General features: G+C 63.6%; 28 protein-coding genes, 1 pseudogene and 1 riboswitch. Of the genes and pseudogenes, 3 read left to right on the forward strand and 26 right to left on the reverse strand.

Annotated elements, in window-relative coordinates; all coding sequences use genetic code 11:
• The 6 genes and pseudogenes from MUO32_RS24545 to MUO32_RS24570 all read right to left on the reverse strand — a co-directional run.
• A pseudogene (locus MUO32_RS24545) lies at positions 1–183 on the reverse strand (succinate-semialdehyde dehydrogenase (NADP(+))); the annotation flags it as partial.
• A 10-nt stretch (positions 184–193) separates the two neighbouring features.
• Positions 194–1,174 (reverse strand): 3,4-dihydroxyphenylacetate 2,3-dioxygenase, encoded by a 981-nt coding sequence (gene hpaD, locus MUO32_RS24550; RefSeq protein ID WP_257951002.1) that lies wholly within the window; start codon positions 1,172–1,174, stop codon positions 194–196.
• A gap of 90 nt (positions 1,175–1,264) precedes the next feature.
• Entirely contained in the window at positions 1,265–2,782 is a 1,518-nt protein-coding gene (gene hpaE / locus MUO32_RS24555) for a 5-carboxymethyl-2-hydroxymuconate semialdehyde dehydrogenase (protein WP_257951003.1), read from the reverse strand.
• A 39-nt stretch (positions 2,783–2,821) separates the two neighbouring features.
• Complete coding sequence (locus MUO32_RS24560) at positions 2,822–3,208, reverse strand: 5-carboxymethyl-2-hydroxymuconate Delta-isomerase (RefSeq protein WP_257951004.1); 387 nt, start codon at positions 3,206–3,208, stop codon at positions 2,822–2,824.
• A gap of 73 nt (positions 3,209–3,281) precedes the next feature.
• Positions 3,282–3,794 (reverse strand): flavin reductase, encoded by a 513-nt coding sequence (locus tag MUO32_RS24565; RefSeq protein WP_257951005.1) that lies wholly within the window; start codon positions 3,792–3,794, stop codon positions 3,282–3,284.
• Between the two features lie 10 nt (positions 3,795–3,804).
• The gene (locus tag MUO32_RS24570) at positions 3,805–5,364 is read right to left on the reverse strand and encodes a 4-hydroxyphenylacetate 3-hydroxylase family protein (RefSeq protein ID WP_257951006.1); all 1,560 of its coding nucleotides are present in this window, start codon (positions 5,362–5,364) and stop codon (positions 3,805–3,807) included.
• A gap of 94 nt (positions 5,365–5,458) precedes the next feature.
• Between MUO32_RS24570 and MUO32_RS24575 the strand changes: the two genes are divergently transcribed.
• Positions 5,459–6,340 (forward strand): helix-turn-helix domain-containing protein, encoded by an 882-nt coding sequence (locus tag MUO32_RS24575; RefSeq protein ID WP_257951135.1) that lies wholly within the window; start codon positions 5,459–5,461, stop codon positions 6,338–6,340.
• Here the strand turns inward: MUO32_RS24575 and MUO32_RS24580 are convergent, their stop codons facing one another.
• Together MUO32_RS24580 and MUO32_RS24585 are read right to left on the reverse strand one after the other, a co-directional pair.
• Positions 6,341–6,625 (reverse strand): DUF2218 domain-containing protein, encoded by a 285-nt coding sequence (locus MUO32_RS24580; protein WP_257951007.1) that lies wholly within the window; start codon positions 6,623–6,625, stop codon positions 6,341–6,343. It lies immediately after the preceding gene.
• Positions 6,625–7,185, reverse strand: a complete 561-nt coding sequence (locus tag MUO32_RS24585) for a PadR family transcriptional regulator (RefSeq protein WP_257951008.1) — start codon at positions 7,183–7,185, stop codon at positions 6,625–6,627. Before MUO32_RS24585 ends, MUO32_RS24580 begins: the two co-directional genes overlap by 1 nt.
• A 129-nt stretch (positions 7,186–7,314) precedes the next feature.
• Here MUO32_RS24585 and tsaA point away from each other — a divergent pair, with 129 nt between their 5' ends.
• Positions 7,315–7,833, forward strand: a complete 519-nt coding sequence (gene tsaA / locus MUO32_RS24590; RefSeq protein WP_257951009.1) for a tRNA (N6-threonylcarbamoyladenosine(37)-N6)-methyltransferase TrmO — start codon at positions 7,315–7,317, stop codon at positions 7,831–7,833.
• A 14-nt stretch (positions 7,834–7,847) separates the two neighbouring features.
• Here tsaA and MUO32_RS24595 read toward each other — a convergent pair whose 3' ends face one another.
• Entirely contained in the window at positions 7,848–8,057 is a 210-nt protein-coding gene (locus tag MUO32_RS24595; protein WP_257951010.1) for a molybdopterin-binding protein, read from the reverse strand.
• A gap of 127 nt (positions 8,058–8,184) precedes the next feature.
• Between MUO32_RS24595 and MUO32_RS24600 the strand changes: the two genes are divergently transcribed.
• Entirely contained in the window at positions 8,185–9,018 is an 834-nt protein-coding gene (locus tag MUO32_RS24600) for an amidohydrolase (protein WP_257951011.1), read from the forward strand.
• Here MUO32_RS24600 and MUO32_RS24605 read toward each other — a convergent pair whose 3' ends face one another.
• From MUO32_RS24605 to MUO32_RS24685, 17 genes are all read right to left on the reverse strand, one after another.
• Entirely contained in the window at positions 9,019–9,624 is a 606-nt protein-coding gene (locus MUO32_RS24605; protein WP_257951012.1) for a thiamine phosphate synthase, read from the reverse strand.
• Positions 9,621–10,394 carry a thiazole synthase gene (locus tag MUO32_RS24610; protein WP_257951013.1) on the reverse strand — a complete coding sequence of 258 codons (774 nt, stop codon included), beginning with the start codon at positions 10,392–10,394 and terminating at the stop codon, positions 9,621–9,623. The genes MUO32_RS24605 and MUO32_RS24610 overlap by 4 nt, the downstream gene beginning before the upstream one ends.
• 1 nt (position 10,395) lies before the next feature.
• The gene (gene thiS, locus MUO32_RS24615) at positions 10,396–10,593 is read right to left on the reverse strand and encodes a sulfur carrier protein ThiS (protein WP_257951014.1); all 198 of its coding nucleotides are present in this window, start codon (positions 10,591–10,593) and stop codon (positions 10,396–10,398) included.
• On the reverse strand, positions 10,590–11,576 hold the full coding sequence (thiO, locus tag MUO32_RS24620) for a glycine oxidase ThiO (protein ID WP_257951136.1): 987 nt from the start codon (positions 11,574–11,576) through the stop codon (positions 10,590–10,592). The genes thiS and thiO overlap by 4 nt, the downstream gene beginning before the upstream one ends.
• Positions 11,577–11,578: 2 nt before the next feature.
• Positions 11,579–13,390: a phosphomethylpyrimidine synthase ThiC gene (gene thiC, locus MUO32_RS24625; protein WP_257951015.1), complete on the reverse strand. Its 1,812-nt coding sequence runs from the start codon at positions 13,388–13,390 to the stop codon at positions 11,579–11,581.
• Positions 13,391–13,478: 88 nt separating this feature from the next.
• A riboswitch (TPP riboswitch) is annotated at positions 13,479–13,595 on the reverse strand.
• A gap of 136 nt (positions 13,596–13,731) precedes the next feature.
• Positions 13,732–14,448, reverse strand: a complete 717-nt coding sequence (locus tag MUO32_RS24630; RefSeq protein ID WP_257951016.1) for a Bax inhibitor-1/YccA family protein — start codon at positions 14,446–14,448, stop codon at positions 13,732–13,734.
• Between the two features lie 27 nt (positions 14,449–14,475).
• A complete protein-coding gene (locus tag MUO32_RS24635; protein ID WP_257951017.1) occupies positions 14,476–15,249 on the reverse strand; it encodes an anti-sigma factor in 774 nt (257 codons plus the stop codon).
• On the reverse strand, positions 15,236–15,781 hold the full coding sequence (locus tag MUO32_RS24640; protein WP_257951018.1) for a sigma-70 family RNA polymerase sigma factor: 546 nt from the start codon (positions 15,779–15,781) through the stop codon (positions 15,236–15,238). The genes MUO32_RS24635 and MUO32_RS24640 overlap by 14 nt, the downstream gene beginning before the upstream one ends.
• Before the next feature lie 53 nt (positions 15,782–15,834).
• Complete coding sequence (locus MUO32_RS24645) at positions 15,835–16,272, reverse strand: YqaA family protein (RefSeq protein ID WP_257951019.1); 438 nt, start codon at positions 16,270–16,272, stop codon at positions 15,835–15,837.
• Between the two features lie 374 nt (positions 16,273–16,646).
• Complete coding sequence (locus MUO32_RS24650; protein ID WP_257951020.1) at positions 16,647–16,871, reverse strand: hypothetical protein; 225 nt, start codon at positions 16,869–16,871, stop codon at positions 16,647–16,649.
• Between the two features lie 105 nt (positions 16,872–16,976).
• Positions 16,977–17,702: a TfuA-like protein gene (locus MUO32_RS24655; RefSeq protein ID WP_257951021.1), complete on the reverse strand. Its 726-nt coding sequence runs from the start codon at positions 17,700–17,702 to the stop codon at positions 16,977–16,979.
• Positions 17,699–18,925: a YcaO-like family protein gene (locus tag MUO32_RS24660; protein WP_257951022.1), complete on the reverse strand. Its 1,227-nt coding sequence runs from the start codon at positions 18,923–18,925 to the stop codon at positions 17,699–17,701. Before MUO32_RS24660 ends, MUO32_RS24655 begins: the two co-directional genes overlap by 4 nt.
• The gene (locus MUO32_RS24665; protein ID WP_257951023.1) at positions 18,903–19,163 is read right to left on the reverse strand and encodes a hypothetical protein; all 261 of its coding nucleotides are present in this window, start codon (positions 19,161–19,163) and stop codon (positions 18,903–18,905) included. The genes MUO32_RS24660 and MUO32_RS24665 overlap by 23 nt, the downstream gene beginning before the upstream one ends.
• A gap of 30 nt (positions 19,164–19,193) precedes the next feature.
• On the reverse strand, positions 19,194–21,011 hold the full coding sequence (locus tag MUO32_RS24670; RefSeq protein WP_257951024.1) for a hypothetical protein: 1,818 nt from the start codon (positions 21,009–21,011) through the stop codon (positions 19,194–19,196).
• Between the two features lie 6 nt (positions 21,012–21,017).
• Positions 21,018–21,455: a helix-turn-helix domain-containing protein gene (locus MUO32_RS24675; protein ID WP_257951025.1), complete on the reverse strand. Its 438-nt coding sequence runs from the start codon at positions 21,453–21,455 to the stop codon at positions 21,018–21,020.
• Between the two features lie 134 nt (positions 21,456–21,589).
• Entirely contained in the window at positions 21,590–22,351 is a 762-nt protein-coding gene (locus MUO32_RS24680) for an amino acid ABC transporter ATP-binding protein (protein ID WP_257951026.1), read from the reverse strand.
• Positions 22,348–23,028, reverse strand: coding sequence for an amino acid ABC transporter permease (locus MUO32_RS24685; protein ID WP_257951027.1), 681 nt, complete (start codon positions 23,026–23,028; stop codon positions 22,348–22,350). Before MUO32_RS24685 ends, MUO32_RS24680 begins: the two co-directional genes overlap by 4 nt.
• Between the last annotated feature and the right edge of the window lie 67 nt (positions 23,029–23,095).

Consider the following 23,095-nt stretch of genomic DNA (forward strand, 5'->3'; position numbering starts at 1 on the left):
CTTCTGGGCGACGGCGGCCGCGTCGATGGCTTCCTTGGTTTCCGCAGCACCGAGCTTCGGCACGTATCCGACAAGCTCACCCGTCGCAGGGTTCTTCACCGCGATGCCGCTGCCGTCAGCTTCGATCCAGCGCGTGCCAACCAGTGCCGCCTGGCGCAGAAGGCTCGGGTCTTTCAAGGTCATGGTCACTTCCTTACGGCGCGATGATCGGCTGGGATTTCAGCTTTGCATCCTCGGGCTCGACGCCGGCAAAGAGGCTGCCGTGCTCGAACCAGGATTTCGGGGCCGCGGCACCCCAGAGCGTCTGGCGCTGCGGGTCCTTGAGATCCCACTTGATGGGCTCGAGGTCCGGGTCCACCGTCTGGTAGTCCGAGCAGTAGATCTCGATGCGGTGGCCATCGGGATCGAGAATATAGAGGAAGAAGGCGTTGGAAATGCCGTGGCGGCCGGGGCCGCGCTCGATATTGGAAACCCAGCCGGTCGTCGCCATCAGGTCGAGCAGGTCGATGATGTTGAGCGGTGTCGGCACCCAGAAGGCCGTGTGGTGCAGGCGCGGGCCACGGCCGTTGGTGAAGGCGATGTCGTGCACGCCGCCCTTGCGGTGTGTCCAGGCGGCCCAGAGGCGGCCGGTTTCGGCATCCTCGGTATATTCCGTCACGCGGAAGCCGAGTTCGTTATAGAAGGCGACGGAGGCGTCGACGTCGGGCGAGAAGCAGTTGAAGTGGTCGATGCGCAGCGGCTTCACGCCGCGATAGAGCGCGTATTTCTGATGGATCGGCGGCAGGCGGTCCATCTTGGTGTAGAATTCGAGCGGGATGCCCATGGGGTCGCGCGTGCGGAAGGTGCGGCCCTGATAGGGACGCTCGACCCATTCCACCGGCAGGTCCTTGCCCTTGAAGAAATGCGCGGCCTTGTCGAGATCGTTCTCGTCGAACACCTTGAAGCCGAGGTCGCGGGCCTCAGGCTTGTCGGATTTCTTGAGCACGATGCAGTGATGGCCGCGCTCTTCCATGGCGCGCAGATAGATCGTGTCCTTGTCCTCGTCCGTCACCTGCAGGCCGAGCGTATCGACATAGAAGGCGCGCGACTTGGCAAGATCGGTGACGCCGAATTCGACATGGCTGAGGCGCACGATGTTGAAGGGCGGGTAGAGATTGGGCTGGGGTACGGGCATGTTGTCCTCCTCAAGCCCGCCTCGTGACACGAGGACGGGCGCAGTCTTGTGGAATAAGCGGGATCAGCCGCCGAGTTTCGGGCCGGCGGCTTAACCGCCGAGTTTCGGGATCGCGTGGGCGCGGGTGGCAAACGCGATGTTTTTCGTTTCCATGTAGAAATCGAAGGACCAGTCGCCGCCGTCGCGGCCGATGCCGGAATTCTTGACGCCGCCGAAGGGTGTGGGCAGGTGGCGGACGTTCTCCGAGTTCACCCAGATCATGCCCGCATCGAGATGATCGGTGAAGCGGAAGGCGCGGGTGACGTCTGATGTCCAGAGATAGCCGGTGAGACCATACTGAACGTCGTTGGCGAGTGCGAGCGCCTCCGCCTCGTCCTTGAAGGGAATGGCCGTCAGCACGGGGCCGAAGATTTCTTCCTGGGCGATGCGCATTTTGTTGTTGGCGCCGGTGAAGAGGGTCGGCGAGACGTAGCAGCCGCCGCCGGGACCGGCGAATTTCTCGCCGCCGGCCGCAACCGTCGCGCCCTCGGACTTGCCGATCTCGATATATTCAAGAACCTTCTTCTCGTGCACCGGATGGATCAGCGGGCCGACGACGGTTTCCGGGTCGAGCGGATGGCCGACCTTGATGCGCTTGGCCTTTTCCGCGACCAGCGCGGTGAATTTTTCATAGACGCTCTCCTCCACCAGCAGGCGGGAGGAAGAGGTGCAGCGCTCGCCGTTCAGCGAATAGATCATGAAGACGGCGGCATCCGCGGCGCGCTCGAGATCCGCATCGGCGAAGACCACGACGGGGTTCTTGCCGCCGAGTTCGAAATGCACGCGCTTCAGCGTGTCGGCACCCTGCTTCATGATCATCGAGCCGGTGCGGCTTTCGCCGACGAAACCGATGGCCTTGATGAGGGGGTGCTCGGTCAGCGCCTTGCCGGCATCCTCGCCGAAACCGTTGACGAGGTTCCACACGCCCTTCGGCAGACCGGCGCTTTCGGCGATCTCGACGAGCAGGCGCGCCGTCAACGGCGAGAATTCGGCCGGCTTGTGCACGATGGTGCAGCCGGCGGCGAGCGCAGGCGCAATCTTCCACGTGGAGAGCATGAACGGCGTGTTCCACGGCGTGATGATGCCGACGGGGCCGATCGGCACGCGGGTCGTCATGTTGACCTGGTTTTCCGTGCGCAGCGTCTTGCCGTCGCGGGCTTCCGGCGCGCGGTCGGCGAAGAAGCGGAAGTTTTCCGCGCCGCGGAGCGCGGCCTTGGCCATGAAGCGCAGCGACTGCCCGGTATCCATGCATTCGACGAAGGCGATCTCTTCGGCGCGGGCGACGATGGCGTCGGCGACCTTGTGCAGGAGTTTCTTGCGCGTGTCGCCCGGCATACCCGACCATTCCGCAAAGGCGGCCTTGGCGGCCTTGGCGGCGCGGTCGATATCGGCGGCCGTGCCCCGCGCCACCGTCGCCAGAGGCTTCAGGTCGATGGGAGAGATGCTTTCGAAGGTCGTGCCGTCGCCGCCCGCGACATCCTCGCCGGCGATGCGGTTCAGCACGCCCTGTTCCTTGAAGCGGGCGAGATAGGCATCCGCCTTCGCGATGTTTTCCTGAAGTTTCGACATGATAGTCCCTGTTATTTGCCGCGTAGGCGTGGATGCCTGTTATTTACCGCGCAAGCGCGGATGAATGGCGTTCTTCTTCCAGCTCAGCTCCGCGTCGATCTCGCGGATTTCGAGCGAGAGCGCGAAATGCGGCGTCTCGAAAAGGGGAGCGAGCAGCTTGCCCGCCGTGGCAAACAGCGCCTCGCCGGTGCGTTTCTTCTCCTCCGCACTGCGGCCCTTGCCGATGCGGAGATTGAGGTCGATGAAGGCGTTTTCCGCCAGGCGGTCGGCGATGGCATAGTGTTCTGCCTTGAGGGCGCGCACCCTGATGGCGCCGACCTCGAAGAGGCCGGTTTCCAGCACCGTCTCGAGAAGCGCCACACAGAGCGCGTCAAGGTCGGTGCGGCCTTCCAGATTGGCCGAATATTCGACGGTCAGGTGCGGCATTGTTCCTCCTGCAAGCAGCTTTTATTTAACATGTTAAATAGAAGATCGCTTGTCAAGAGGCTTTTGCCACGCATCAGCCGCCGAAGCTGCCGGTCTGGGTCGGCACATGCACGTAGTTACGGTCGAAATAGATAAGCGCATGCCCGTCGCGCCGAGAGCGGATGTCCATGACTTCGCCGATGAGGATGTTGTGCGTGCCGACGAGCCGCGCCTCCGTCAGCCGGCAGTCGAAGGAAACGATGGCGTCGGCCAGCGCCTGGTTGCCGGAGGGCAGGTCCGTCCAGGTCGCGTCGGCATACCGCGCCTCCATGTCGGCCTGCTGGCCGGCGAAGGAGGCGGCCAGCGTCTTGTGTTCCTGGGTGAGCACGTTGACGCAGAAGCGGCCGTTCTCGATGAACAGGCCTGTTTGCGCCGAGCGGCTGTTCATGCAGACGAGCAGGGTTGGCGGCTCGTCCGTCACCGAGCACATGGCGGTGGCGGTGAAGCCGCCGCGCCCGGCGGCTCCCTTTGTGGTGATCACATTGACGGGCGCGCAGACGCGGGCCATCGCATTGCGGAATTCGGTCTTGGAGATGGTGAGGTCCATGGTCGCACCCTCATTCGGCAGCATCGCGCAGGGCGCCATCGCCCAGCGGAGGCAGCCAGGTGTCGCCCGTCCAGCCGGTCTCGTCATAGTCGGCCATGCACTGGTCGACGAGGGCTTCCATCTCCTTCAGCCGTCCGCCGCGTTCGGCACCCTTCAGCACCTGAAGACGCACTTCCTCCGGCGCCCCGGCATAGTTCAGCTCGTAGAGCGCATGGCGGCCGCCGAATTCCGTGCCGGTCGCATCCCAGAGCAGCTTCATGATCTTGATGCGCTCGATGTGGCCCATACTGTCGGAACCGCGGACATATTGCGCGAGATAGCGGTCGATCTCCGGATTGGCGAAATCCTTGGCCGAGGAGGGCAGGTAGATGAGGCCCGAGGCGACGGTGCGGCGCACGATGTCGATGACCTTCGGATAGGCCTCCGACATGAAGGTGCGGTAGCACAATGCCGCTTCGAGGTTCGGCAGCACGGCGCCGTTTGCCCAGGGGATCGGGTTGTAGGCCATGGCGTTGGAGAAGGCCCAGAACTGGTGGCGAATGGCGATGACCTCGCCGAGCATCGCCTGGTTGCCGCGGAAGGCATCGCCGCCGGTGGCGCGCAGCGCCTTGGCGAGCAGGCCGGCCAAAAAGTCCATCTTCACCGCCAGGCGCGTGCAGCCCTGGAAGCAATAGCCGTGCATGAAGCCCGAGGCCGGGTGGAAGGACAGGATCTTTGCCGCATCGCGCAACACCAGCACATCTTCCCAAGGCACGAAGACATTGTCGAGCACGAGGATCGCGTCGTTCTCGTCGAAGCGCGAGGACAGCGGATAATCGAAGGGATGGGCGGCGGCGCTGGCCGTCTGTTCGTAGGAGACGCGGCAGAACATTTTCACGCCCGGCGCATTCATCGGCAGGATGAACATGACCGACAACGACGGGTCTTCGGTGACGGTCGCCGAACTCTGGGCGAGGAAATTGTAATGCGTCAGTGCCGAGGAGGTGGCGACGACCTTGGCGCCGGAGACATAGATGCCGGCATCCGTCTCCTTGGTGATGTGCACGAAGACGTCCTTCACCGCGTCCGCCGGCTTGTGGCGGTCGATCGGCGGGTTGACGATGGCGTGGTTCATGAAGAGCACGCTTTCCTGCGCGCGTTTGTGCCAGGAAAGGGCATTGTCCTTGAAGGGGCCGTACCAGTCGGCGTTTGCCCCGAGTGTGTTCATCAGCGCGGCCTTGTAATCCGCCGTGCGGCCCATCCAGCCATAGGACATGCGCGCCCAGTCGGCGATGGCGCCCTGCTGGGCGACCAGATCGGCGGAGGAATGGGCGACGCGGAAATATTTGTGCGTGTAGCCGCCGGAGCCGGTGTCGGTCGGCGAGGTCAGCCGCTCCTGACGTTTCGGGTCGTGCAGCGCATCATACATGCGGGCGATGGAGCGGGCGGAATTGCGCATCGCGGGGTGGCTGGTGACATCGGCGATGCGCTCGCCGTTGATATAGACCTCGCGCCCATCCCGAAGGCTTGCGAGATATTCGGCGCCGGTGAACGGCCGGGTCTTTTCGCTGCGATGATCTTCCGCGCGCATATGATGTCCTCCTCAGAAATCCTGACAAATGCTAGGTCGGGGACATCAGATGCGCCATGGACAAAGCGGGCAATTCGCTGGTACTTTTTCCGGCATGAATGCCAGCCGCGATGTCCCTGCCTTTTTCGTCTACGGCGAGCCGAGCCGAGCGCTCGATGTCGGCTTCCTGCATGTCGAAACCGTGATGGAGCGCAAGAGCTTGCATTTCGGACGGGTCGCGCCGCACAAGCATCCGCTGATGGGGCAGGTCACCTATTGGTTCAAGGGCGCGGGGCGTTACCAGATCGAAGACCGCACTTGGAATTTTTCCGCTCCGGCGATCAGTTTCGTGCCGAGCAACGTGGTGCATGGTTTCGAGGTGGACGAACAATCGGACGCCATCGTCGTGTCGATCTCGGATGACTTGTTGCGCGCCATGGCATCGCAGGTGGATCTGTCGCTTGCAGCCCCCGTGCTGCTTTCCGGCGAGGCCGATGCGCCGGGTTTTTCGCGCATCGGAGCGCTGCTCTACATGGTGATGGACGAGTATCGCGGCGGCGCAGCGGCGAGCGAGCGGGTCATGGCGGGATTGATCGGCGTCGTGCTGTCGTTGATGGCCCGGCTCGGCGGCACGGTCGGTTTCGAGGCGGCCGCACCCGTGGTGGCGCTGGGGCTGGAGTTGCGCCGCGCCATCGACCGGCACTATCGTGAGGATTGGCCGGTCGGGCGTTATGTCGAGACCTTGGCGACGACGCCGCATCTGCTCGACAAGGCCGCTCGCGCGGTGTTCGGTCAGACGGTGAAGGATATGGTGCTGGAGCGGCGCCTGCTGGAGGCCAAGCGCCTGCTGCGCTTCACCATCCGCCCCATGGAGGATATCGGCCGGGAGATCGGTTTCGAGGACCCGGCCTATTTTTCGCGTTTCTTCCGCAAGCGCACGGGTCTTTCGCCCACGGATTGGCGCCGGCAGAATTCGGAAGCCGCCGGCGCCAGTTGATCAGGCATCCTGCCAGGTGGGGACAAGCTCTTCGCGGAAGGCGAAGCGCACGAGGTGGCGGATCACCACGTCCTTCAGCTGTTCCATATTCTCGGTATCAGGTGCCGTGAGGTCGATCCGCAGCGCGCCATCCTCAGTCTTCAGTCGGCATTCGCCGATGGAGAAGGTGATCGCACCCGCATGTTCATCGAAAGTGACGGTGAGCTTGTGGGCAAAATGCTTGCAGAGTTGCTGCAGGTATTTGCTGGCATGCTCGGTGGGGATGGCGGTTGTGCTCGATGTCATCAGTTTTTCTCCACGGTCTGGGCGGCAAGGTCGAGTGCGGCGGCAATGGCTTCGGCGGAGGTCGCATCGAGATCGCCACGTCTCAGCCGCAGGCGCAAGGCGAGTTTCAGGTTCTCCATGGCGCGAACCACGGGGGCGGGCACACCTTCGCGGCCGCCGGGGCCTCCACCGCCGGCCCGTGCCATCAATTCGTCGATGGCGGCACGGTTGGCGGCCAGGAAGGCCTTGCCTTCCTGCGTGATGCTGTAGCGCTTGCGCCCGCCTTCGGCCGGTTCGATGACCGCATAGCCCATGTCGTCGAGCCAGGAAAGCGTCGGATAGATGACGCCGGGGCTCGGGCTATAGCTGCCGCCGAAACGTTCCTCGACGGTCTTGATCAACTCATAACCATGGCTCGGCGCATCCGAGATGATGGCGAGCAGCAGCAGGCGCAGTTCGCCATAGTCGAAGAGGCGCCCGCCATGACGGCCGCCCCGGCCGGGACCATGGTGCCGGCCGCGATGGAAGGGACCCGAGCGGTCGTCGGGCGGTGAAAAATGGCGGTGAGGGCCGCATCCCATTCTGTGTTTCATGAAGTCGATATAAATCTCGATATATCGAAAATCAAGATATATCGAGATTTACATCTTTAAAAAGATTTTGTGGGTCGCTATCGTCGTATTCAGAAAAATATAGCGATGGAGATGAACGTGGTCCGGCTGAACGAAATCCGCGAGAACGAGGTGGCGATAGCAGCGCCGGACGCTGCCGATGCGGAGATCGTCTTTATCGGCCGCATTTCGACGCCCTGGACCTCGCGCATGGAAACGCCGCGGCAGGGGCGCCCTGACGGGCCGGTTTGCGTCATCGAGATTTTCGAGCCCTGGATACAGGCGCTGACAGGCGTCGAGCGCTATGAACGGCTGGAGGTGCTGTACTGGCTGCACCAGTCGCGCCGCGATCTCGTGCTGCAAAGCCCGGCTTCAAACGGCGAGGTGCATGGGACGTTTTCGCTGCGCTCGCCGGTGCGACCCAATCCGATCGGCACCTCGATCGTGCTTCTGGAGAAGATCGAGGGCAACAGGCTCTTCGTGCGCGGCCTCGATTGCCTCGACGGCACGCCGCTGATCGATCTCAAGCCGGATCGCACGCTCTTCAAGCCGATCGCGCCGCGCCAGAAGGGCGACGACGAGACCGGTGAGGTGCATATGTGCAAGAAGCTGGACTAGGACCTTTCGGTTCCTCAGTCGTCCACGGCCACCATGACATCCGAGGCCTTGATCACCGCATAGGCTTCCTGCCCCGCGGCAAGGCCGAGTTCGTTCACCGCATCATTGGTGATGGCGGCGGTGACGATCGACCCGCCGACATCGATGCGGACATGCGCCGTGGTGGCGCCGAGAATGACTTCGACGATCTTGCCCTTCAGGCGGTTGCGTGCGCTGATTTTCATGCCGGTCTCCTTTTGTTTCATGGGCAGATTTAGCGGGAATAGGGTGAAATGCTAGGCCGCTTCCAATAATTCGTATTTGAATGGATCATTCTTCTATGGCAGTGTTCTTGCGCTGGAGGAGGCCCGAATGATCGTCGATACACATCTGCATCTTATCTACCGCGACCGGCTCTCCTATCCCTGGCTTTCCAGCGTACCGCCGCTCGATGCGGATTTCACGCAGGATCTCTACGCCCGCGAAGCCCGGCGGCTCGGCATCGTCGCGGCACTGCATATGGAAGTCGATGTCGCCGAGAGCGATATTGCGCGCGAAACGGCCGTGGTGAAGGACCTGTCTGGCGAGGCCGGCAGTCTGCTTGTCGGAGCGATCGCTTCCTGCCGGCCGGAATCGCCGGATTTCCCTGCCTATCTCGAGACGGTGCTGGCCAACCCCTTCGTGCGCGGTTTTCGTCGCGTCCTGCATGTCATGCCGGATGATCTGTCCGAAGGCGCGTTGTTTCGGGAAAACATCAAGCGTCTCGCCGGCACCGGCCTCAACTTCGATCTTTGCGTCCTGCCGCACCAGATCGAAAAGGCGGTCGCGCTTGCCGATCTTGCGCCCGATGTCTCCTTCGTTCTCGACCATTGCGGTGTGCCTGACATCAAGGGCGGCGGTTTCGACGTCTGGAAGGGACCGGTCGCGGAGATCGCACGCCGGCCGAACATGACCGTGAAACTGTCCGGCATCCCGGCCTACGGTTCCGACAGCTGGACGCTGGAGGACCTGAAGCCCTACTTCGCGCATGTCGCGGAAAATTTCGGCTTCGACCGCATGGTCTGGGGCAGCGACTGGCCTGTCTGCACGCTGGGCGGCGGGCTTTCCACCTGGATCGGGGCGACGCAGGCGCTTCTCTCCGGCGTTAGCCTTGAAGAGAAGCGTCGCGTCTTCGCAGAGAATGCCAGACGGCTGTGGAAGCTCTGATCATCGCCAGCGCGCGGTGTGTTCGATCCACGCGCGCGCACGTCCCTCCGGGTCGGCATTGAGCGTGATATCCGTCACCACGGCCGCGCTGTCGGCGCCGTTTTCGAAGACGGCGGGCAGGCGATCCGGATTGAGGCCGCCGATGGCGACGAGAGGGATCGGCGCAATCCGCGTTTTCCACTCCCGCAGCTTTTCCGCCCCCTGCGGCGCCCATTTCATTTTTTTGAGGATCGTCGGCCAGACGGGGCCGAGCGCGATGTAATCGGGTTCGGCAGCAAGCGCCGTGTCGAGTTCGGCGTCGTCATGGGTGGAGAGGCCAAGCTTCATTCCGGCGGCGCGGATGGCGGCAACGTCGGCGTCCGCAAGATCCTCCTGCCCGAGATGCACGAAGTCGCAACCCTCCTCGATGGCGATCTGCCAGTAGTCGTTGACGACGAGCTGGCAGCCCTGCGCCGCGCAGGTGGCCTTGGCGCGGAGGATTTCGTCGCGCAGGCGATGCTCCGGCAGGTTCTTCATGCGTAGCTGCACGAGCTTGACGCCCACAGGCACGAGGCGGTCGATCCAGTCGGCGCTGTCGACGATGAGGTAGAACGGATCGAGTTTCACGCGAATACGGCCTTTCCGATGACGGGCGTGGAGGGGACGGCCATGTCGCGCGGCTGCAGCGGCACGGCCTGATGGGCGAGCCGCCCGGCGGCGATGGCCAGTGCAAAGGCCTCGGCCATGGCAGCAGGATCGCCCGCACCGGCCACGGCGGTGTTGAGCAACACGGCGTCATAGCCGCGTTCCATGACGTCTGCGGCATGGGAGGGGCGGCCGATACCGGCATCGACGATCAGCGGCACATCCGGGAAATGCGCCCGGAAGCTCTTGAGCGCCGTCGGATTGACCGGCCCCATGGCCGAGCCGATCGGCGCACACGACGGCATCAGCACGCGGCAACCGGCTTCCAGCAGCTTTTCGGCGACGACGAGATCATCCGTCGTATAGGGAAAGACTTGGAACCCGTCCCCGGCGAGGATGCGTGCGGCCTCGACAAGTCCGAAGACGTCGGGCTGCAAGGTATCGTGATGGCCGATGACCTCCAGCTTGATCCAGTTCGTGCGGAACACGTCGCGCGCCATCTTTGCCGTCAGCACCGCTTCCTGCACGCTGTGGCAGCCGGCGGTATTGGGCAGCACATGCACGCCGAGATCGCGGATCAGGTCGAAGAAGGCGCCGCCCGATCTGCCGCCCGCCGTTTCACGGCGTAGCGATACCGTGACGATCTCGGTCTTCGAGCGCCGCACCGCCTCTGCCAGGATGGCGGGAGAAGGATAGCGCGCGGTGCCGAGCAGCAGGCGCGACTGCACGGCGATATCGTAGAGTTTCAGCATGTCAGCCTCCCTGCATGGGCGAAAGGATTTCGATGCGGTCGCGTGCGCCAAGCGGGAAGGCGGCGCGCTCCTCGCGGTGCACCAGTTCGCCATTGACAGCCGTTGCCAGCCAGTCGCCCTCGTAGTCGAGGGCGAGCAGGAGGTCGGCAAGGGTCGCGGCGGCAACATCCTGCTCCTCACCGTTGATGATGAAGGTCATGAAGCCTTCCTTTCCTGGTGTCTCGGTTCGGCAAGCAGCCGCCGCGCCACCTCGCCCGCCATGGCGGGCGCGAGCAGGAAGCCATGGCGATAGAGGCCGTTTACATGTAGGATGTGCCCTTCCTCCGTTACGCGCGGAAAATTGTCGGGGTAGGCGGGGCGTATGCCGGCGCCGGTTTCCGTCAATCGTGCCTCGCCGAAGGCGGGGTGAAGGGCGTAGGCCGCGTTCAGGAGTTCCATGAGGGAGCGGGCGGTGATGGGGCTGGCGTCGTTGCTCTCGATCATCGTCGCGCCGACCATGAAGTGGTTGCGCTCGCGCGGCACGATGTAGATCGGGTGGCGCGGATGCAGCAGCCGGACCGGGCGGGAGAGGGTGATATCGCCGGTTTCGAGGCCGAGCATTTCGCCACGCACGCCTCGGAGATCGGCAAGGCGCCCGATCCGTTCTGCTCCCGTGCAGTTTATCACGCGGTCATAGTGCGTCGCCTTCCCCTCGGCGCTCATGCCGAAGAGGAAGCGCATGCGCGCCTCCTCAAGGCCTGCAGTCAGCGCGGAGAGCGCCTTGCGCGGATCGAGATGCGCCTCCTGCCGGAAGAACAGCGCCTTGCGGAAACGCCCGGCGAGATGCGGCTCCAGGGCCGCAATGCCCGCTTCGTCCAGCCATTCCCAACCGCTGGTTCGCCCTGCGAAACGGTCGAGCTCGCCGGCATCGCGCCCGCCGGCCACGACCAGCGTGCCGCGACGTTGCACGTGGCCGGGAAGGGCTGCCTCCCACCAATCGGCCGCCATGCGGCCGAGGGCGAGCACAGGTTCCTCCGCGCTCTCTCGCTCGCACCATGGCGCGAGCATGCCGCCGGCAAAACCGGAGGCGCCTCGGCCGATCTTCTCGGCCCGTTCGTGGATGGTGACGTCGAAGCCGTGGCGATAGAGCTGCCAGGCGACCGTCAGGCCGGCGACGCCGGCGCCCTTGACGAGGATGCGCATGGTCATTCCCCCGTCAATGGCATGTAAAGGTCGCCGCCCTCGCGGAATTTCAGGGCCATCGCCTCCAGCCCTTCTTTCTGCGCCTCGGCGCGGATATCGTGCGAGATGCGCATGGAGCAGAATTTCGGACCGCACATGGAGCAGAAATGCGCCACCTTGTGCGCCTCCTTCGGCAACGTCTCATCATGGAAGGCGCGCGCGGTTTCCGGGTCGAGGGACAGGTTGAACTGGTCCTCCCAGCGGAATTCGAAGCGTGCGCGCGACAGTGCATCGTCGCGGATCTTTGCCGCCGGGTGGCCCTTGGCGAGATCGGCCGCGTGGGCCGCGATCTTGTAGGTGATGACGCCCACCTTCACGTCGTTGCGATCGGGCAGGCCGAGATGTTCCTTCGGCGTGACGTAGCAGAGCATCGCGGTGCCGAACCAGCCGATCATCGCCGCCCCGATGCCCGAGGTGATGTGGTCGTAGCCCGGCGCGATGTCCGTCGTCAGCGGCCCGAGCGTATAGAACGGGGCCTCACCACAGACTTTCAGCTGCTTGTCCATGTTCTCCTTGATCTTGTGCATCGGCACATGGCCGGGGCCTTCGATCATGACCTGGCAGTCTTTTTTCCAGGCGATCTGCGTGAGTTCGCCGAGTGTTTCGAGTTCGGCGAACTGCGCGGCGTCGTTGGCGTCGGCAATCGAGCCGGGGCGCAAGCCGTCGCCGAGCGAGAAGGAGACGTCATAGGCGCGGCAGATGTCGCAGATTTCCTCGAAATGCTCGTAAAGGAAACTCTCCCGGTGGTGATGAAGACACCACTTGGCCATGATCGAGCCGCCGCGCGAGACGATGCCGGTGACGCGGTTCACGGTGAGCGGGATGTAGTGCAGCCGTACGCCGGCATGGATGGTGAAATAGTCGACGCCCTGCTCGGCCTGCTCGATCAGCGTATCGCGGAAGACCTCCCAGGTCAGGTCTTCCGCGATGCCATTGACCTTCTCCAGCGCCTGGTAGAGCGGCACAGTGCCGATCGGGACGGGCGAATTGCGGATGATCCATTCGCGGATATTGTGGATGTTGCGGCCGGTCGAAAGGTCCATGACCGTATCGCCGCCCCAGCGGATCGCCCAGACCATTTTCTCGACCTCCTCCGCCATGGAGGAGGTGACGGCCGAATTGCCGATATTGGCGTTGATCTTCACCAGGAAATTCCGGCCGATGATCATCGGCTCGGCTTCCGGGTGGTTGATGTTGGCGGGGATGATGGCCCGGCCGCTCGCGACTTCCTGGCGGACGAATTCCGGTGTCACGAAATCGGGGATGTGGGCGCCGAAACTTTCGCCGTCGCGGGCGAGCGCTTCTTTCGCGGCCTTGCGGCCGAGGTTTTCCCTGATAGCGATGAATTCCATTTCCGGCGTGATTTTGCCGGCGCGGGCATAGGCGAGCTGCGTCACCGCCTTGCCGTCCTTTGCCCGGCGGGGATGGTTGCGGACGGGGAATTCCGGCGTCAGCCGCTCGCCGGTGGCAAAGCCGTTGTCCTCGGGACGGATGTGACGGCCCTCATAGCCCTCGGTGTCGCCGCGGGCCATGACCCAGCTTTCGCGCAACCGCGGCAGGCCAGCGTCAATGGCGACGACGTGACTGGGGTCGGTATAGGGGCCGGAGGCGTCGTAGACGATGACGGGCGGTTCGCCCGATGTCGGATGCAGGGAAATCTCGCGCATCGGCACGCGGATATCCGGGTGCTCTTCGCCGGCAATGTGGATCTTGCGCGAGGCGGGCAGGGCACCGGTCGTGACGGTCGGGGTAAGCTTCTGGGCGGCAATATTCATCGTGAGGCTCCAATTTGGTTTGGAGACCCAGTCCTAGAGCCGGAATGATGGAAGGACGCCGACACGGAATCCGGATGACGGACTACGAGTCGCAGCGCTTGCACCGTCCCTACGCCAGTATGAACTGGATCAGGTTCAACGGGTCACTGCGCTGCTCGCGCCAGCAGTATCTCAGCCCCTTGTCGGGACCCCCCTGGTGAATGCGGCTAGCAAAAACGCTATGGGCCGATTTGTCAACACGGATAAAATATGTAACCTTTAACTTACATTATGCTGCGATGCGCACAAAAGAAAACGGCGGGGTTTCCCCCGCCGTTCGCCTTTGAAATCGCTTGTAAAAACTACTCGCGTTCGCCCGTGAAATTCAGCAGCAGCTGGAAGATGTTGACGAAGTTCAGGTAGAGCGAAAGTGCGCCGAACACGGCCATTTTCTGGCTCGATTCCTGGTCGATGTTTTCGGCATACTGCTCCTTGATATTCTGCGTGTCCCAGGCGGTGAGGCCGACGAAGACGACGATACCGATCACGGAAATCGCGAACTGGAGCGCACTCGAGCCGAGGAAGATATTGACGACCGAGGCGATGACGACGCCGATCAGGCCCATCATCAGGAATGAGCCGGCCTTCGACAGGTCACGCTTCGTGACATAGCCGTAAAGGCTTGTCGTGCCGAACATCGTGGCGGCGATGAAGAAGGTGCGCGCGATGCTCATGCCGGTGAAGACGAGGAACACCGAAGCGAGAGACAGGCCCATGACGGCGCAGAAGGCCCAGAAGGTCATCTGCGCGGTGCTGGCCGACATCGTCTGGATCTTGAAGGAGAAGAAGAAGACGAAGGCGAGCGGCGCCAGTATCACCACCCACTTCAGCGGGGAGGAGAAGATCGGCACGTAGAGGGCCGGCGTCGAGCCGACGATGAAGGCGACGAGGCCGGTGATAACAAGGCCGGCGCCCATGTAGTTGTAGACGCGCAGCATGTGCTGGCGCAGACCCTCGTCGAAGAGGGCGGCCGACTGCGCCTGCGCGCCGTAGCCAAATCGCTGTTGTACGGGTTCCATCTGATATCTCCTTATGGAAACGGTTGATCAGTAGAGCGTGCGGGAAAGATCCCGCGCGGTTTCGGCCAGGTCGTCGGCCTTGCGGCTTTCCGACACCAGCGCATAGGCGACATCGCCGATCTGCCAGTAGGCAGCGCGGGCATTGTCGGCGTGGAAGAGCAGCACGTGCTGCACGGCAAAGGAGCCGGGCCGCACGGCAAAGAGCGACAGGCGCTCGTCCTTCCTGGGCTCCAGCACCAGCTCGACGCTTGGGCCATAGGCGGAGGGGAAGACCTGCGTATCGACCACGCCCCAGCCCTTCGGCAGGTCCGGCAGGATGATCGCCGTCGCCGAGCGGATTTCGGCGGGATCGAAGGTCTCGGTTTCGGGCTGCGACGTCATGGTATCGCGCAGAAGCGTCGTCTTGTGCGCCCGTACGGCCTCCTCCACGAAGGCGGGCGGCGGTGTCGATGCCACGACCTCGGTCGCGCCGAAGGGGCCGAAGGCGGCATGGGCGACCCAGCCTGCGGCAACGAACAGCGCGATGGTGGCGGCACGGCGCAGGAAGCCGAAGACACGGCGGCGGGAAAGCGCGCGTTCGAGCAGGCGCGCGGCCTCGCGCGTTTCCTGCCGTGTCACGGTACGATGGTCGGCGAGTGCGAGGCGCAGTTCGTCGCGCACGCGCAGATCCTTCATGATCTGGGCGGCGGTATCGGGCCGCTCGGAGAGATAGGCTTCCACCTCGATGCGCCGGCCGACGGCGAGCTGGTCGTCGACATAGGCGTTGAGATCGGCCTCGAGGATGGGGTCATTGCTTGTCATCGCCAGTGCCTCCGACGATTTTGAGATGGGTAACGGTTGCGGCCGGGCCGCTCTGTTCGAAGGTGCGCAGGCGCTCGCGGGCGCGCGCAACGCGCGACATCAGCGTGCCCACGGGAATCTTCAGCGTATCGGCCGCCTCCTGATAGGAAAGCTCTTCGATCGCCACGAGATGCAGCGCCGCGCGCTGGTCTTCCGGCAGATTGAAAAAGGCATCGCGCAACTGCGTCAGGCGTACCGAGTGATCCTGGTTTGCCGGCATGGATCGTTCAGTGATGTCTGCCGCTGCGTCGTGGCGGCGCTCCAGCGAGCGGCGCTGGCGCAGGCGGTCGATATGCGCATTGTGCAGGATCGACATCAGCCAGTTGCGCACATTCGCGCCCGTGCGAAAACTCGACTGCCGCTCATAGGCCTTCACCAGCGCATCGTGCACGAGATCTTCCGCCTCGTCCGGATTGCGGACGAGCGACAGGGCATAGCGCCTGAGCGCCGCAAGCTGTCCGATCACGTTGAAGCCGGGTGTCTTTCCGTTCATGACCCAGTATACGAAAGCTGCGCGGCGCTCATTCCATCCCCGCGATAAAAAAATCAGAGCCAGCGCAGAACGATGACGGCGAGCACGATGTAGCGGCTGAATTTTGCGATGGCGACGACCACGAGGAAGCGCGGGAACGGTTCGCGCATGATGCCGGCGGCGAGCGTCAGCGGATCGCCGATGATGGGCATCCAGCTGAGCAGCAGGCTCCACCAGCCGTAGCGGCGATACCAGCGTCCGGCTCGTTCGAGGTTTTGGGCACTGACCGGGAACCAGCTGGCGTCGCGATAACGTTCGACGCCTCGGCCGAGCAGCCAGTTGACGACGGACCCGAGCACGTTGCCGGTGCCGGCGACGAGGATGAGCATGGCAGGCGCATAGTCGCCCATGGCGAGCAACCCGGCCAGTAGGGCTTCCGATTGTGCGGGCAGGATTGTCGCGGCAAGGAAAGCGGCGAGAAAAAGGCTGCCATAGGCGGCAAGGGCGCTCATGGCGATAGGGGCGATGCGGCCAATGGGTGATATGTCAGGCCGGGGCCGCACTGCCAGCCATTTGGGGCTGATCGGGTGGGGGGCGTCTGATAGAACATGCCATTCTTCCTTGCGGACGCCGGAATGGCCGTCTTGCTCCCGACCTAAGCGGTGCTTGCGTTTTGGAAAAGGTGCAAAGCGCACTTTCCCGCATGGAAGGCAATGGATGACGCGGTTGTGAACGTTCCGAAGGCCGGTCTTTCTTGCCGGATGCGCCCACTGCAATGGCTCGCCACAACGTCGCCTCGTCCCAGGGCAACCCGCGACGGCCCACGGATATGGGCCGCGCGCGATCGGCGCCGTGTAGGCACATGACGGCTAGGGTCTGCTGCCGCTCAGCAGAGCGGGGACCGGTTCATCAGAGTGATATCGCTTGCCGTCAGCGTCACGCGGGCCGGCTCGGCGATCTGATCGAGCACGGCGCGCAAGGCCTTGTCGAGGCAAAATTCCACGACTTCAGCGTCCAGCGATTTGGCGGATTCGATGGCGAAGGCCACCAGGCGCGCCAAGGCGATCAGTTCGGTGGTGCGGTCTTCCGTATCTGCGATGTCAATGTTCATGTCCCATGCCCCCAGAGCAAAGCTTGTCTCAATCTCTGCCTCAACTATAGGCGTGACTCGGGATTTGCGCGCGTGACTTGGGCGTGACACACGCGGAATGGGAAATTACACGTTCCGCTGCGCTGTGGGTTGATCGGTTGCGGTACGCCAGAGCGAGGTTGCCCGGAAGGTCCAGTTTCCCTGTTTGGCAGGGGCTCCGGGCAGAAAAGATCGCATCGCGGCAACGAGGGTGAGTGCGTCCTCACGCTTCCGGTTCACGGTTGTTGCATGGAGAAGTTGCAGGAGGGATTTTTCGCCTTCCCCCATGCCTGCCTTTTTCAGGACCGCCGGCCAGGTCCGTTCCTTGTAGAAAAGGCTGTCTGCAATATCACGCAATCTAGATATGTCATACTTATCAATGGCCTCCAGAACCTCCAGCCGATCCAGCGTGGCATCGACATTGACGAGGGGAAGCGATAGTGCGGGGTAGCCCAATTCGGCCGGGCCGTGCAGAAGCGCCACGTCGGCATCGTCGATCCGACGCCCCGTGGCGTAGTCCTCATAGATGCTGCCGATGCCGACCATGCCGAACGTATCGCATTCCGCCGCGCGCAGCGCTCCCATGCTGGCGGCGCCGAAGACGGCCACCCCCTTGTCGAGCGCGTGCAGGATTTCCTTGTGCCAGACGGGAGCGACATGCTCGAAATTGCCGTCGACAATGCCGATCGCCGTGGCGCCGGCCCGTACCGCCGCCAGCACATCGCCGTGCGCGGCCGGTGGACGCACGCGGATAGCATCGCCGCACAGGGCAGCAGCATCGGGCAGGCTGGGGCCGACGAAGAGAATTTTCATGGCGCGCCGAAGAGCATGCTGGAGAGCGCGCGGGTGCCGACAGTGTGCCGGCGCGCGCCCTCAGGGTTTTCCAGCGCCGGCACGACGACCTTGACCACGGAGACCGGCAACGAGGCATCGTGGAGAGGCACGGCGATGACGGGTTTGATCCCGCTCACCGCAAGCTTTTCGAGGCAATGGGCAAGGAGGGCTGCGGCATCGCCCTCCGGTGACGGATAGGTTCTGGCCAGGCCTGGAGTGGCCCCGAACAACGCCAGGGTTTCCGGCGCCAGCGGCCGGGTGAAGCTCTCGGCGAACAGGTCGTCGCGCGCGCCGCTGATATAGGTGAGGCGGGATTGTGCGACTTCGGTGAGCGCCCGGATCACCGCGCGCGATCCCACCGGGTGCGTGCCGTAGCCGATCGTCGCGTCGTGGAAGAGCGGCTGCTGCTTTTCGGCGAGGCCTTCGTTCCCGAGTACGGCGGCATAGGTGGGAATGGCAAGATCGCTGGTGATGTCGAAGAGTTTCAGATCGAGACCGGCGTCACGGAAGCGGCCGGCGAGATCGGTGACGACGGGGTCGTCGATATCGGCGGGATCGACGGCGCAAGCAAGCCGCCGGACGCGCGGCAGGAGCCGCCAGAGGCGGTCGGCATCCCGCTCGATGCGTTCGAGCAGGCCGTGCAGGATGGCCTCGACCTCCGAATTGCCGGAGGCCAGACCATCGGAGGATTGCCAGAAACGGGGTGCCGGGTTCGTCCGGTCGAGGCAAATGGCCTCGCGGGGCAGCCAGAGATGCTCCCCTGTCACGACATCGCGGCCTGCCAGCCAGTGCAGTTCCTCATCCTCGTCGATGAAGGGCTGGCCTGCGGCAATGAAAATATCAAGCGGCAGGCATGCCTCCCCCGCTTCGGCAAAGGCCCGGCGTGAGGTTTTTCGCGCAGGTACGAACGGATCGCCGGCAATTGCCCGCTCCAGAGCCTCCATGGCTGCGGAAACCTTCGCATCGATATCGGTGATGCCTTTGCCCTGATTGATGACGATGGAACGTGCATTCGGGCTGACGGCATTCCATACGGGAATGCCGAGCCGATCCAGACCCGTCAGGCGGGAAAGTCGCGTGACACCGAACCGAGGCAGCAGCGCCTCGATCCGGCTCCAGGTTTCATCGGGGCCGCAGATGCGGTCCGAATAGGTGGTCACGCTGTGGCCTGTCGTGGCCTCACTTGTCCATGTATCCGCCATCGGCGTCCATGTAACCGCCACCGGCATCCATGTATCCGCCAGACGCGGCATCCGCCGATGTGGCCAGCGCCGCGAGGTTGACGCCCTTGGTGATGGTCGCACCCGCCTTGCGCAGGTCATCGGCTGCCTTCAGGGCGCCTGTCGAAGGCGCCGGGAGCGCTGCCACGGTGCCCGCAGCGAGATCGACCACCCAAAGGCCGTCTTCGCCTTCCAAGCCCAGCACAACGATGTTTGCCATGTCGCAATTCCTTTCTATGAAGCGTTGTTGTTAAAAACCGGCCTTCTTCAATCCCTCGTAGTAGTGCTGGCGCTGCCATTCTTCCTTGAAGGGAACAATCGCCATCCAGCTGTCGAGGTCGAAGTTGGGATGAACATTGTAGGTGCGGCGAATGAACTGCCGCGCCTTCCTTGTATCGCCCAGCATGCCCCAGCTTGCCGCCGCGAGGCGGTCTGCCGGGGAGCGATCCTTCATGCGGGCGATGTAATCGAGAGCCTGTTCGTAGAGGCCGACGGAATAGCTCGCACCGGCGGCTATCCAGAAATAGTCGTCCGGCGGCAGGGGATTGAGATCGATCGCCCGACGGATCTTCTTCAGGCCAAGGTCCGGTCGCGAACCCTGGACAAGCGTATCGGCATAGCTTGCAACGACGTTCGCATGGTTCGGGCTGAGGGTTTCGGCCCGTTCCAGATGCTCGGCGCTTTCATCGAACTGGCGGGCATAGAGCTTGGCGACGCCGAGCTCACGATAGCCGGAGGGAAGGTGATCGTCGGTGCGGACGGTTTCCTCCGCCTGCTGCTCCGCCTTCCTCAAGAGGTCGGCGTCGCCGCGCGCCGTGACAAGCCATTCGAGGAAGTAGCTGCGCGAGAGTCCGCCCATGGCCGGTGCGAAATCGGGCCGCACCTGCAAGGACTCACGGAAGCTCTTGCGGGCGCGGCGGATGTCGCGCAGGTCGAGTTTCTTCAGAAAACTCTCTCCGATCAGGAAGCTGCGGTAGGCGCCCGCGTCCCGTTCATAGTCGGTGCGGACGAGCTCGTTCCGCTCGATCTGGGTCGCCAGTGCGCCGGCGATCTGCAAGGCCATCATCTGCCGGGAGCGGGCAAGTCCTTCCGCCGAGAGCGGGAAGCGCTCGGCCCAGATCACCTCGTCGCTGCCGAAGAAGATAAGCTGGGCGAAAAGCGTATGACTGTCACCCTCGTCACGCAGCCTCGTCTCAAGGATGTAGCTGATTTTGTGCCGCTCATAGGTAACAGCGCGATCGGCCTGCAACGAGATCTGCGCTGCCGTATGTGGCGCGATGATCGAAATCGAGCGCAGGGCGCACAGGCCGATGGTCACGTCCTCGATCAGGGCTTCACAGAAACGGGTGGCATTGCGCGAGGCGAAGGAGGTGACCGGCGGCAGAAGCACGACGCGGGGCGGTGCCGACCGGAGAGCCGTGATCTCCACCTCGTCCGGTGAAAGGATAGGCGCCTGGGAACGCAGGGTCATCAACGATGCGGGAACCGGTTGCCGGCCCGTCAGTGTTGCCCGGACATCGTCGTCGTCGGGGCTGTTTTCCAGCAGGCGAAGTGCGGCCGTCGAGCGTGCCTGCCGCTGGTTTCCGCCGCCGTCACGCTGCACCCCGCCGTCCAGGAGCGCGCGGCGCAGGAGCGCCATATGTGCGGCCCGCTGCAGGGTGATCCAGCTCGCGAGCGTCCGCCCGGGCTGCTTGACGTATTTCAGGAAGTCGTCGGTCAAAAGACCGGACAGTTCGGCAAGGCTCGCACCGTCGTTCACCCGGTCGACATCGCTTTCGACGGGCTCCGGTCCCAGCGTGATCGACGTATCGGTGAAGGTGAGATAAATGCGGCCGAGGTCGCGCTGGCGCTTCTGCACGCGCGACACGGTCTGCCGGAGGCTGGCGAAGGAGGCTGCGTCGTTCGCCTCGTTCCAGAAGAGGCTGACCGCCTCGGCGCGCGGCATGTGCGTCAGGCCGCGCGCGCGCATGTAGCAGAGGATCAGAAGCGCCTTTTCAGGAAAGACGATCTCGTTGCCGCCCTCGTCGAGCAGGCGCAGATGGCCGAGCGTCTGCAGCCGTGCCGGCATTTAGGGTCAGATCCGCAGTTCCGGTGCGTTGTCAGTACGATCGCCCGCCGTGTCGGCAGCGCTTGCCTTGGAAAGCGCGGTCGCGAGCTGGATGATCGACTTGCGCACACCGGCATCCTCGATCTTCAGGAAGGCGCGATTGAGGTCGAGGCCCTCCTTGGAGGAAACGAAGGTCGAGACGTCGCCCGTCTCGTGTCCGGCGCTCGGCGCGTTGCTGTCGTCGTCCTGGAAGAAGAAGCTCGGCGGTACGCGGAAGACGTCGGAGATCGCCTGGAGACGGCTTGCGCTGATGCGGTTGGTGCCCTTCTCGTATTTCTGTACCTGCTGGAACGTTACGCCCAGCCGGTCGGCCAGCGCCTCCTGACTCATACCCACCATCAGCCTGCGCAGGCGGACGCGGGAACCGACGAAGATGTCGATCGGATTGGGTACTTTCTTGTTCATGAGACTTTCTCCCCTTGAAGCATGCCGGGGCATGGCAAGATACGAATATCCCGTTACTCTGCTTGAATCGCGGCGCGGATGCAACTGCCGCATTGCTGAATTACCGGCTACCGTAACGTGAAGTCGCGTGCATTTTAGATGTCGTAGTTCTGCGGCGCGCTGAGTGAGGCGATGAACTTTTTCGTGCGTTCCCGCTCCGGCGCCGAGAAGATCGCGCGGGGTGCGCCCTGCTCGACGATCACGCCGCCATCGAGGAAAACGACCGTGTCGGCAACGCGTGAGGCAAGCCTGAGGTCATGCGTCGCCATGACCATGGTCGTGCCCTCGCGAGCGAGCCGGCTCAGCACTTCCACGACTTCTTCGGCAAGCTCAGGATCGAGCGCGGAGGTCGGCTCGTCGCAGAGCAGGACGCGGGGAGAGGGCGCAAGCGCCCGGGCGATGGCGACGCGCTGCTGCTGCCCGCCGGAAAGCGTTGCCGGCCAGGCATCCGCCTTGTGCGCCATGCCGACCTTTTCCAGCAGCTCCAGCGCGCGGGCGCGCGCCTTGTCGGCCGGCCATTTCAGTACGGTGACGAGGCCTTCCATCACATTGGCAATCGCCGTCTGATGGGGGAAGAGCTGAAAATTCTGGAAGACCATGCCGGTCTGCCGGCGCAGCTTCTGGATCGCGTCCCAACCCACCTTGCGCCCGGGCGCGAAGTCGATTTTTTCGTCACCAAGGCGGATGGAGCCTGATGTCGGCGTTTCCAAGAGGTTGATGCAACGCAGAAGCGTGCTTTTCCCGCCGCCGGAGGGGCCGACGAGGGCCGTTACCGTGCCTTCCGCGAGCCTGAGGCTGATATCGCGCAGGACCTGGTTGTCGCCGAAGCGTTTTTCGATATGGCTGAGCTCGATCATGTGCGGGCCTCCAGGAAGCCGCCATAGCGGGCGAAACGTTTTTCCAGCCGCACCTGCAGGGCCGAGAGCACGGAGCTCAATGCCAGGTAGATCAGCGCCGCCTCGATATAGAGGATCAGCGGTTCGTAGGTGGTCGCGACGATGCGCTGCGCTGTCTGGAAAAGTTCCGGCACGGTGACTGCGGCGGCAAGTGAGGTGTCCTTCACCAGCGAGATGAAGGTGTTGGAGAGCGGCGGCACGGCGACGCGGGTCGCCTGCGGCAGGATGGTGCGGCGCATCGCCTGCGACCAGCTCATGCCGATCGAATAGGCCGCTTCCCACTGACCGCGCGGCACCGACGAGATGACGGCGCGGATGATCTCCGACGTATAGGCGCCGACATTCAGCGTAAAGCCGATGAGGGCGGCCGGGAAGGCATCGAGCAGGATGCCGACGCTCGGCAGGCCATAGAAGATGACGAAAAGCTGCACCAGGAGCGGCGTGCCGCGGATCACCCAGACATAGAAGCGGGCGATGGCGACGAGCGGCTTCGCGCCGAACAGCCGCGCGATGGCGGTCAAAAGGCCGAGCGTCAGGCCCAGCACGAAGGACAGCAGCGTGAGCGGAATGGTGAAGACAAGTGCTGCCCACAGAAGGGGTGCAAGCGAGTCCAGCATCAGTTGAAGCCACGGCGGCACGGGAAACCCTCCGGAAATGCGGCTGGCCGGAGTGATCCCCGGCCAGGTGGTCGTTTCATCTATAGGA

The sequence above is a fragment of the Shinella sp. CPCC 101442 genome (assembly GCF_024704725.1).
Lineage (GTDB): Bacteria > Pseudomonadota > Alphaproteobacteria > Rhizobiales > Rhizobiaceae > Shinella.

Excerpts from the sequence above, each read along its gene's own strand:
- hpaD (WP_257951002.1), bottom strand. The coding sequence starts at position 1,174 with ATGCCCGTACCCCAGCCCAATCTCTACCCGCCCTTCAACATCGTGCGC.
- hpaE (WP_257951003.1), bottom strand. The coding sequence starts at position 2,782 with ATGTCGAAACTTCAGGAAAACATCGCGAAGGCGGATGCCTATCTCGCC.
- MUO32_RS24560 (WP_257951004.1), bottom strand. The coding sequence starts at position 3,208 with ATGCCGCACCTGACCGTCGAATATTCGGCCAATCTGGAAGGCCGCACC.
- MUO32_RS24565 (WP_257951005.1), bottom strand. The coding sequence starts at position 3,794 with ATGGACCTCACCATCTCCAAGACCGAATTCCGCAATGCGATGGCCCGC.
- MUO32_RS24570 (WP_257951006.1), bottom strand. The coding sequence starts at position 5,364 with ATGCGCGCGGAAGATCATCGCAGCGAAAAGACCCGGCCGTTCACCGGC.
- MUO32_RS24575 (WP_257951135.1), top strand. The coding sequence starts at position 5,459 with ATGAATGCCAGCCGCGATGTCCCTGCCTTTTTCGTCTACGGCGAGCCG.
- MUO32_RS24580 (WP_257951007.1), bottom strand. The coding sequence starts at position 6,625 with ATGACATCGAGCACAACCGCCATCCCCACCGAGCATGCCAGCAAATAC.
- MUO32_RS24585 (WP_257951008.1), bottom strand. The coding sequence starts at position 7,185 with ATGGGATGCGGCCCTCACCGCCATTTTTCACCGCCCGACGACCGCTCG.
- MUO32_RS24595 (WP_257951010.1), bottom strand. The coding sequence starts at position 8,057 with ATGAAAATCAGCGCACGCAACCGCCTGAAGGGCAAGATCGTCGAAGTC.
- MUO32_RS24600 (WP_257951011.1), top strand. The coding sequence starts at position 8,185 with ATGATCGTCGATACACATCTGCATCTTATCTACCGCGACCGGCTCTCC.
- MUO32_RS24610 (WP_257951013.1), bottom strand. The coding sequence starts at position 10,394 with ATGCTGAAACTCTACGATATCGCCGTGCAGTCGCGCCTGCTGCTCGGC.
- thiS (WP_257951014.1), bottom strand. The coding sequence starts at position 10,593 with ATGACCTTCATCATCAACGGTGAGGAGCAGGATGTTGCCGCCGCGACC.
- thiO (WP_257951136.1), bottom strand. The coding sequence starts at position 11,576 with ATGCGCATCCTCGTCAAGGGCGCCGGCGTCGCCGGCCTGACGGTCGCC.
- thiC (WP_257951015.1), bottom strand. The coding sequence starts at position 13,390 with ATGAATATTGCCGCCCAGAAGCTTACCCCGACCGTCACGACCGGTGCC.
- MUO32_RS24630 (WP_257951016.1), bottom strand. The coding sequence starts at position 14,448 with ATGGAACCCGTACAACAGCGATTTGGCTACGGCGCGCAGGCGCAGTCG.
- MUO32_RS24635 (WP_257951017.1), bottom strand. The coding sequence starts at position 15,249 with ATGACAAGCAATGACCCCATCCTCGAGGCCGATCTCAACGCCTATGTC.
- MUO32_RS24640 (WP_257951018.1), bottom strand. The coding sequence starts at position 15,781 with ATGAACGGAAAGACACCCGGCTTCAACGTGATCGGACAGCTTGCGGCG.
- MUO32_RS24645 (WP_257951019.1), bottom strand. The coding sequence starts at position 16,272 with ATGAGCGCCCTTGCCGCCTATGGCAGCCTTTTTCTCGCCGCTTTCCTT.
- MUO32_RS24650 (WP_257951020.1), bottom strand. The coding sequence starts at position 16,871 with ATGAACATTGACATCGCAGATACGGAAGACCGCACCACCGAACTGATC.
- MUO32_RS24655 (WP_257951021.1), bottom strand. The coding sequence starts at position 17,702 with ATGAAAATTCTCTTCGTCGGCCCCAGCCTGCCCGATGCTGCTGCCCTG.
- MUO32_RS24660 (WP_257951022.1), bottom strand. The coding sequence starts at position 18,925 with ATGGCGGATACATGGACAAGTGAGGCCACGACAGGCCACAGCGTGACC.
- MUO32_RS24665 (WP_257951023.1), bottom strand. The coding sequence starts at position 19,163 with ATGGCAAACATCGTTGTGCTGGGCTTGGAAGGCGAAGACGGCCTTTGG.
- MUO32_RS24670 (WP_257951024.1), bottom strand. The coding sequence starts at position 21,011 with ATGCCGGCACGGCTGCAGACGCTCGGCCATCTGCGCCTGCTCGACGAG.
- MUO32_RS24675 (WP_257951025.1), bottom strand. The coding sequence starts at position 21,455 with ATGAACAAGAAAGTACCCAATCCGATCGACATCTTCGTCGGTTCCCGC.
- MUO32_RS24680 (WP_257951026.1), bottom strand. The coding sequence starts at position 22,351 with ATGATCGAGCTCAGCCATATCGAAAAACGCTTCGGCGACAACCAGGTC.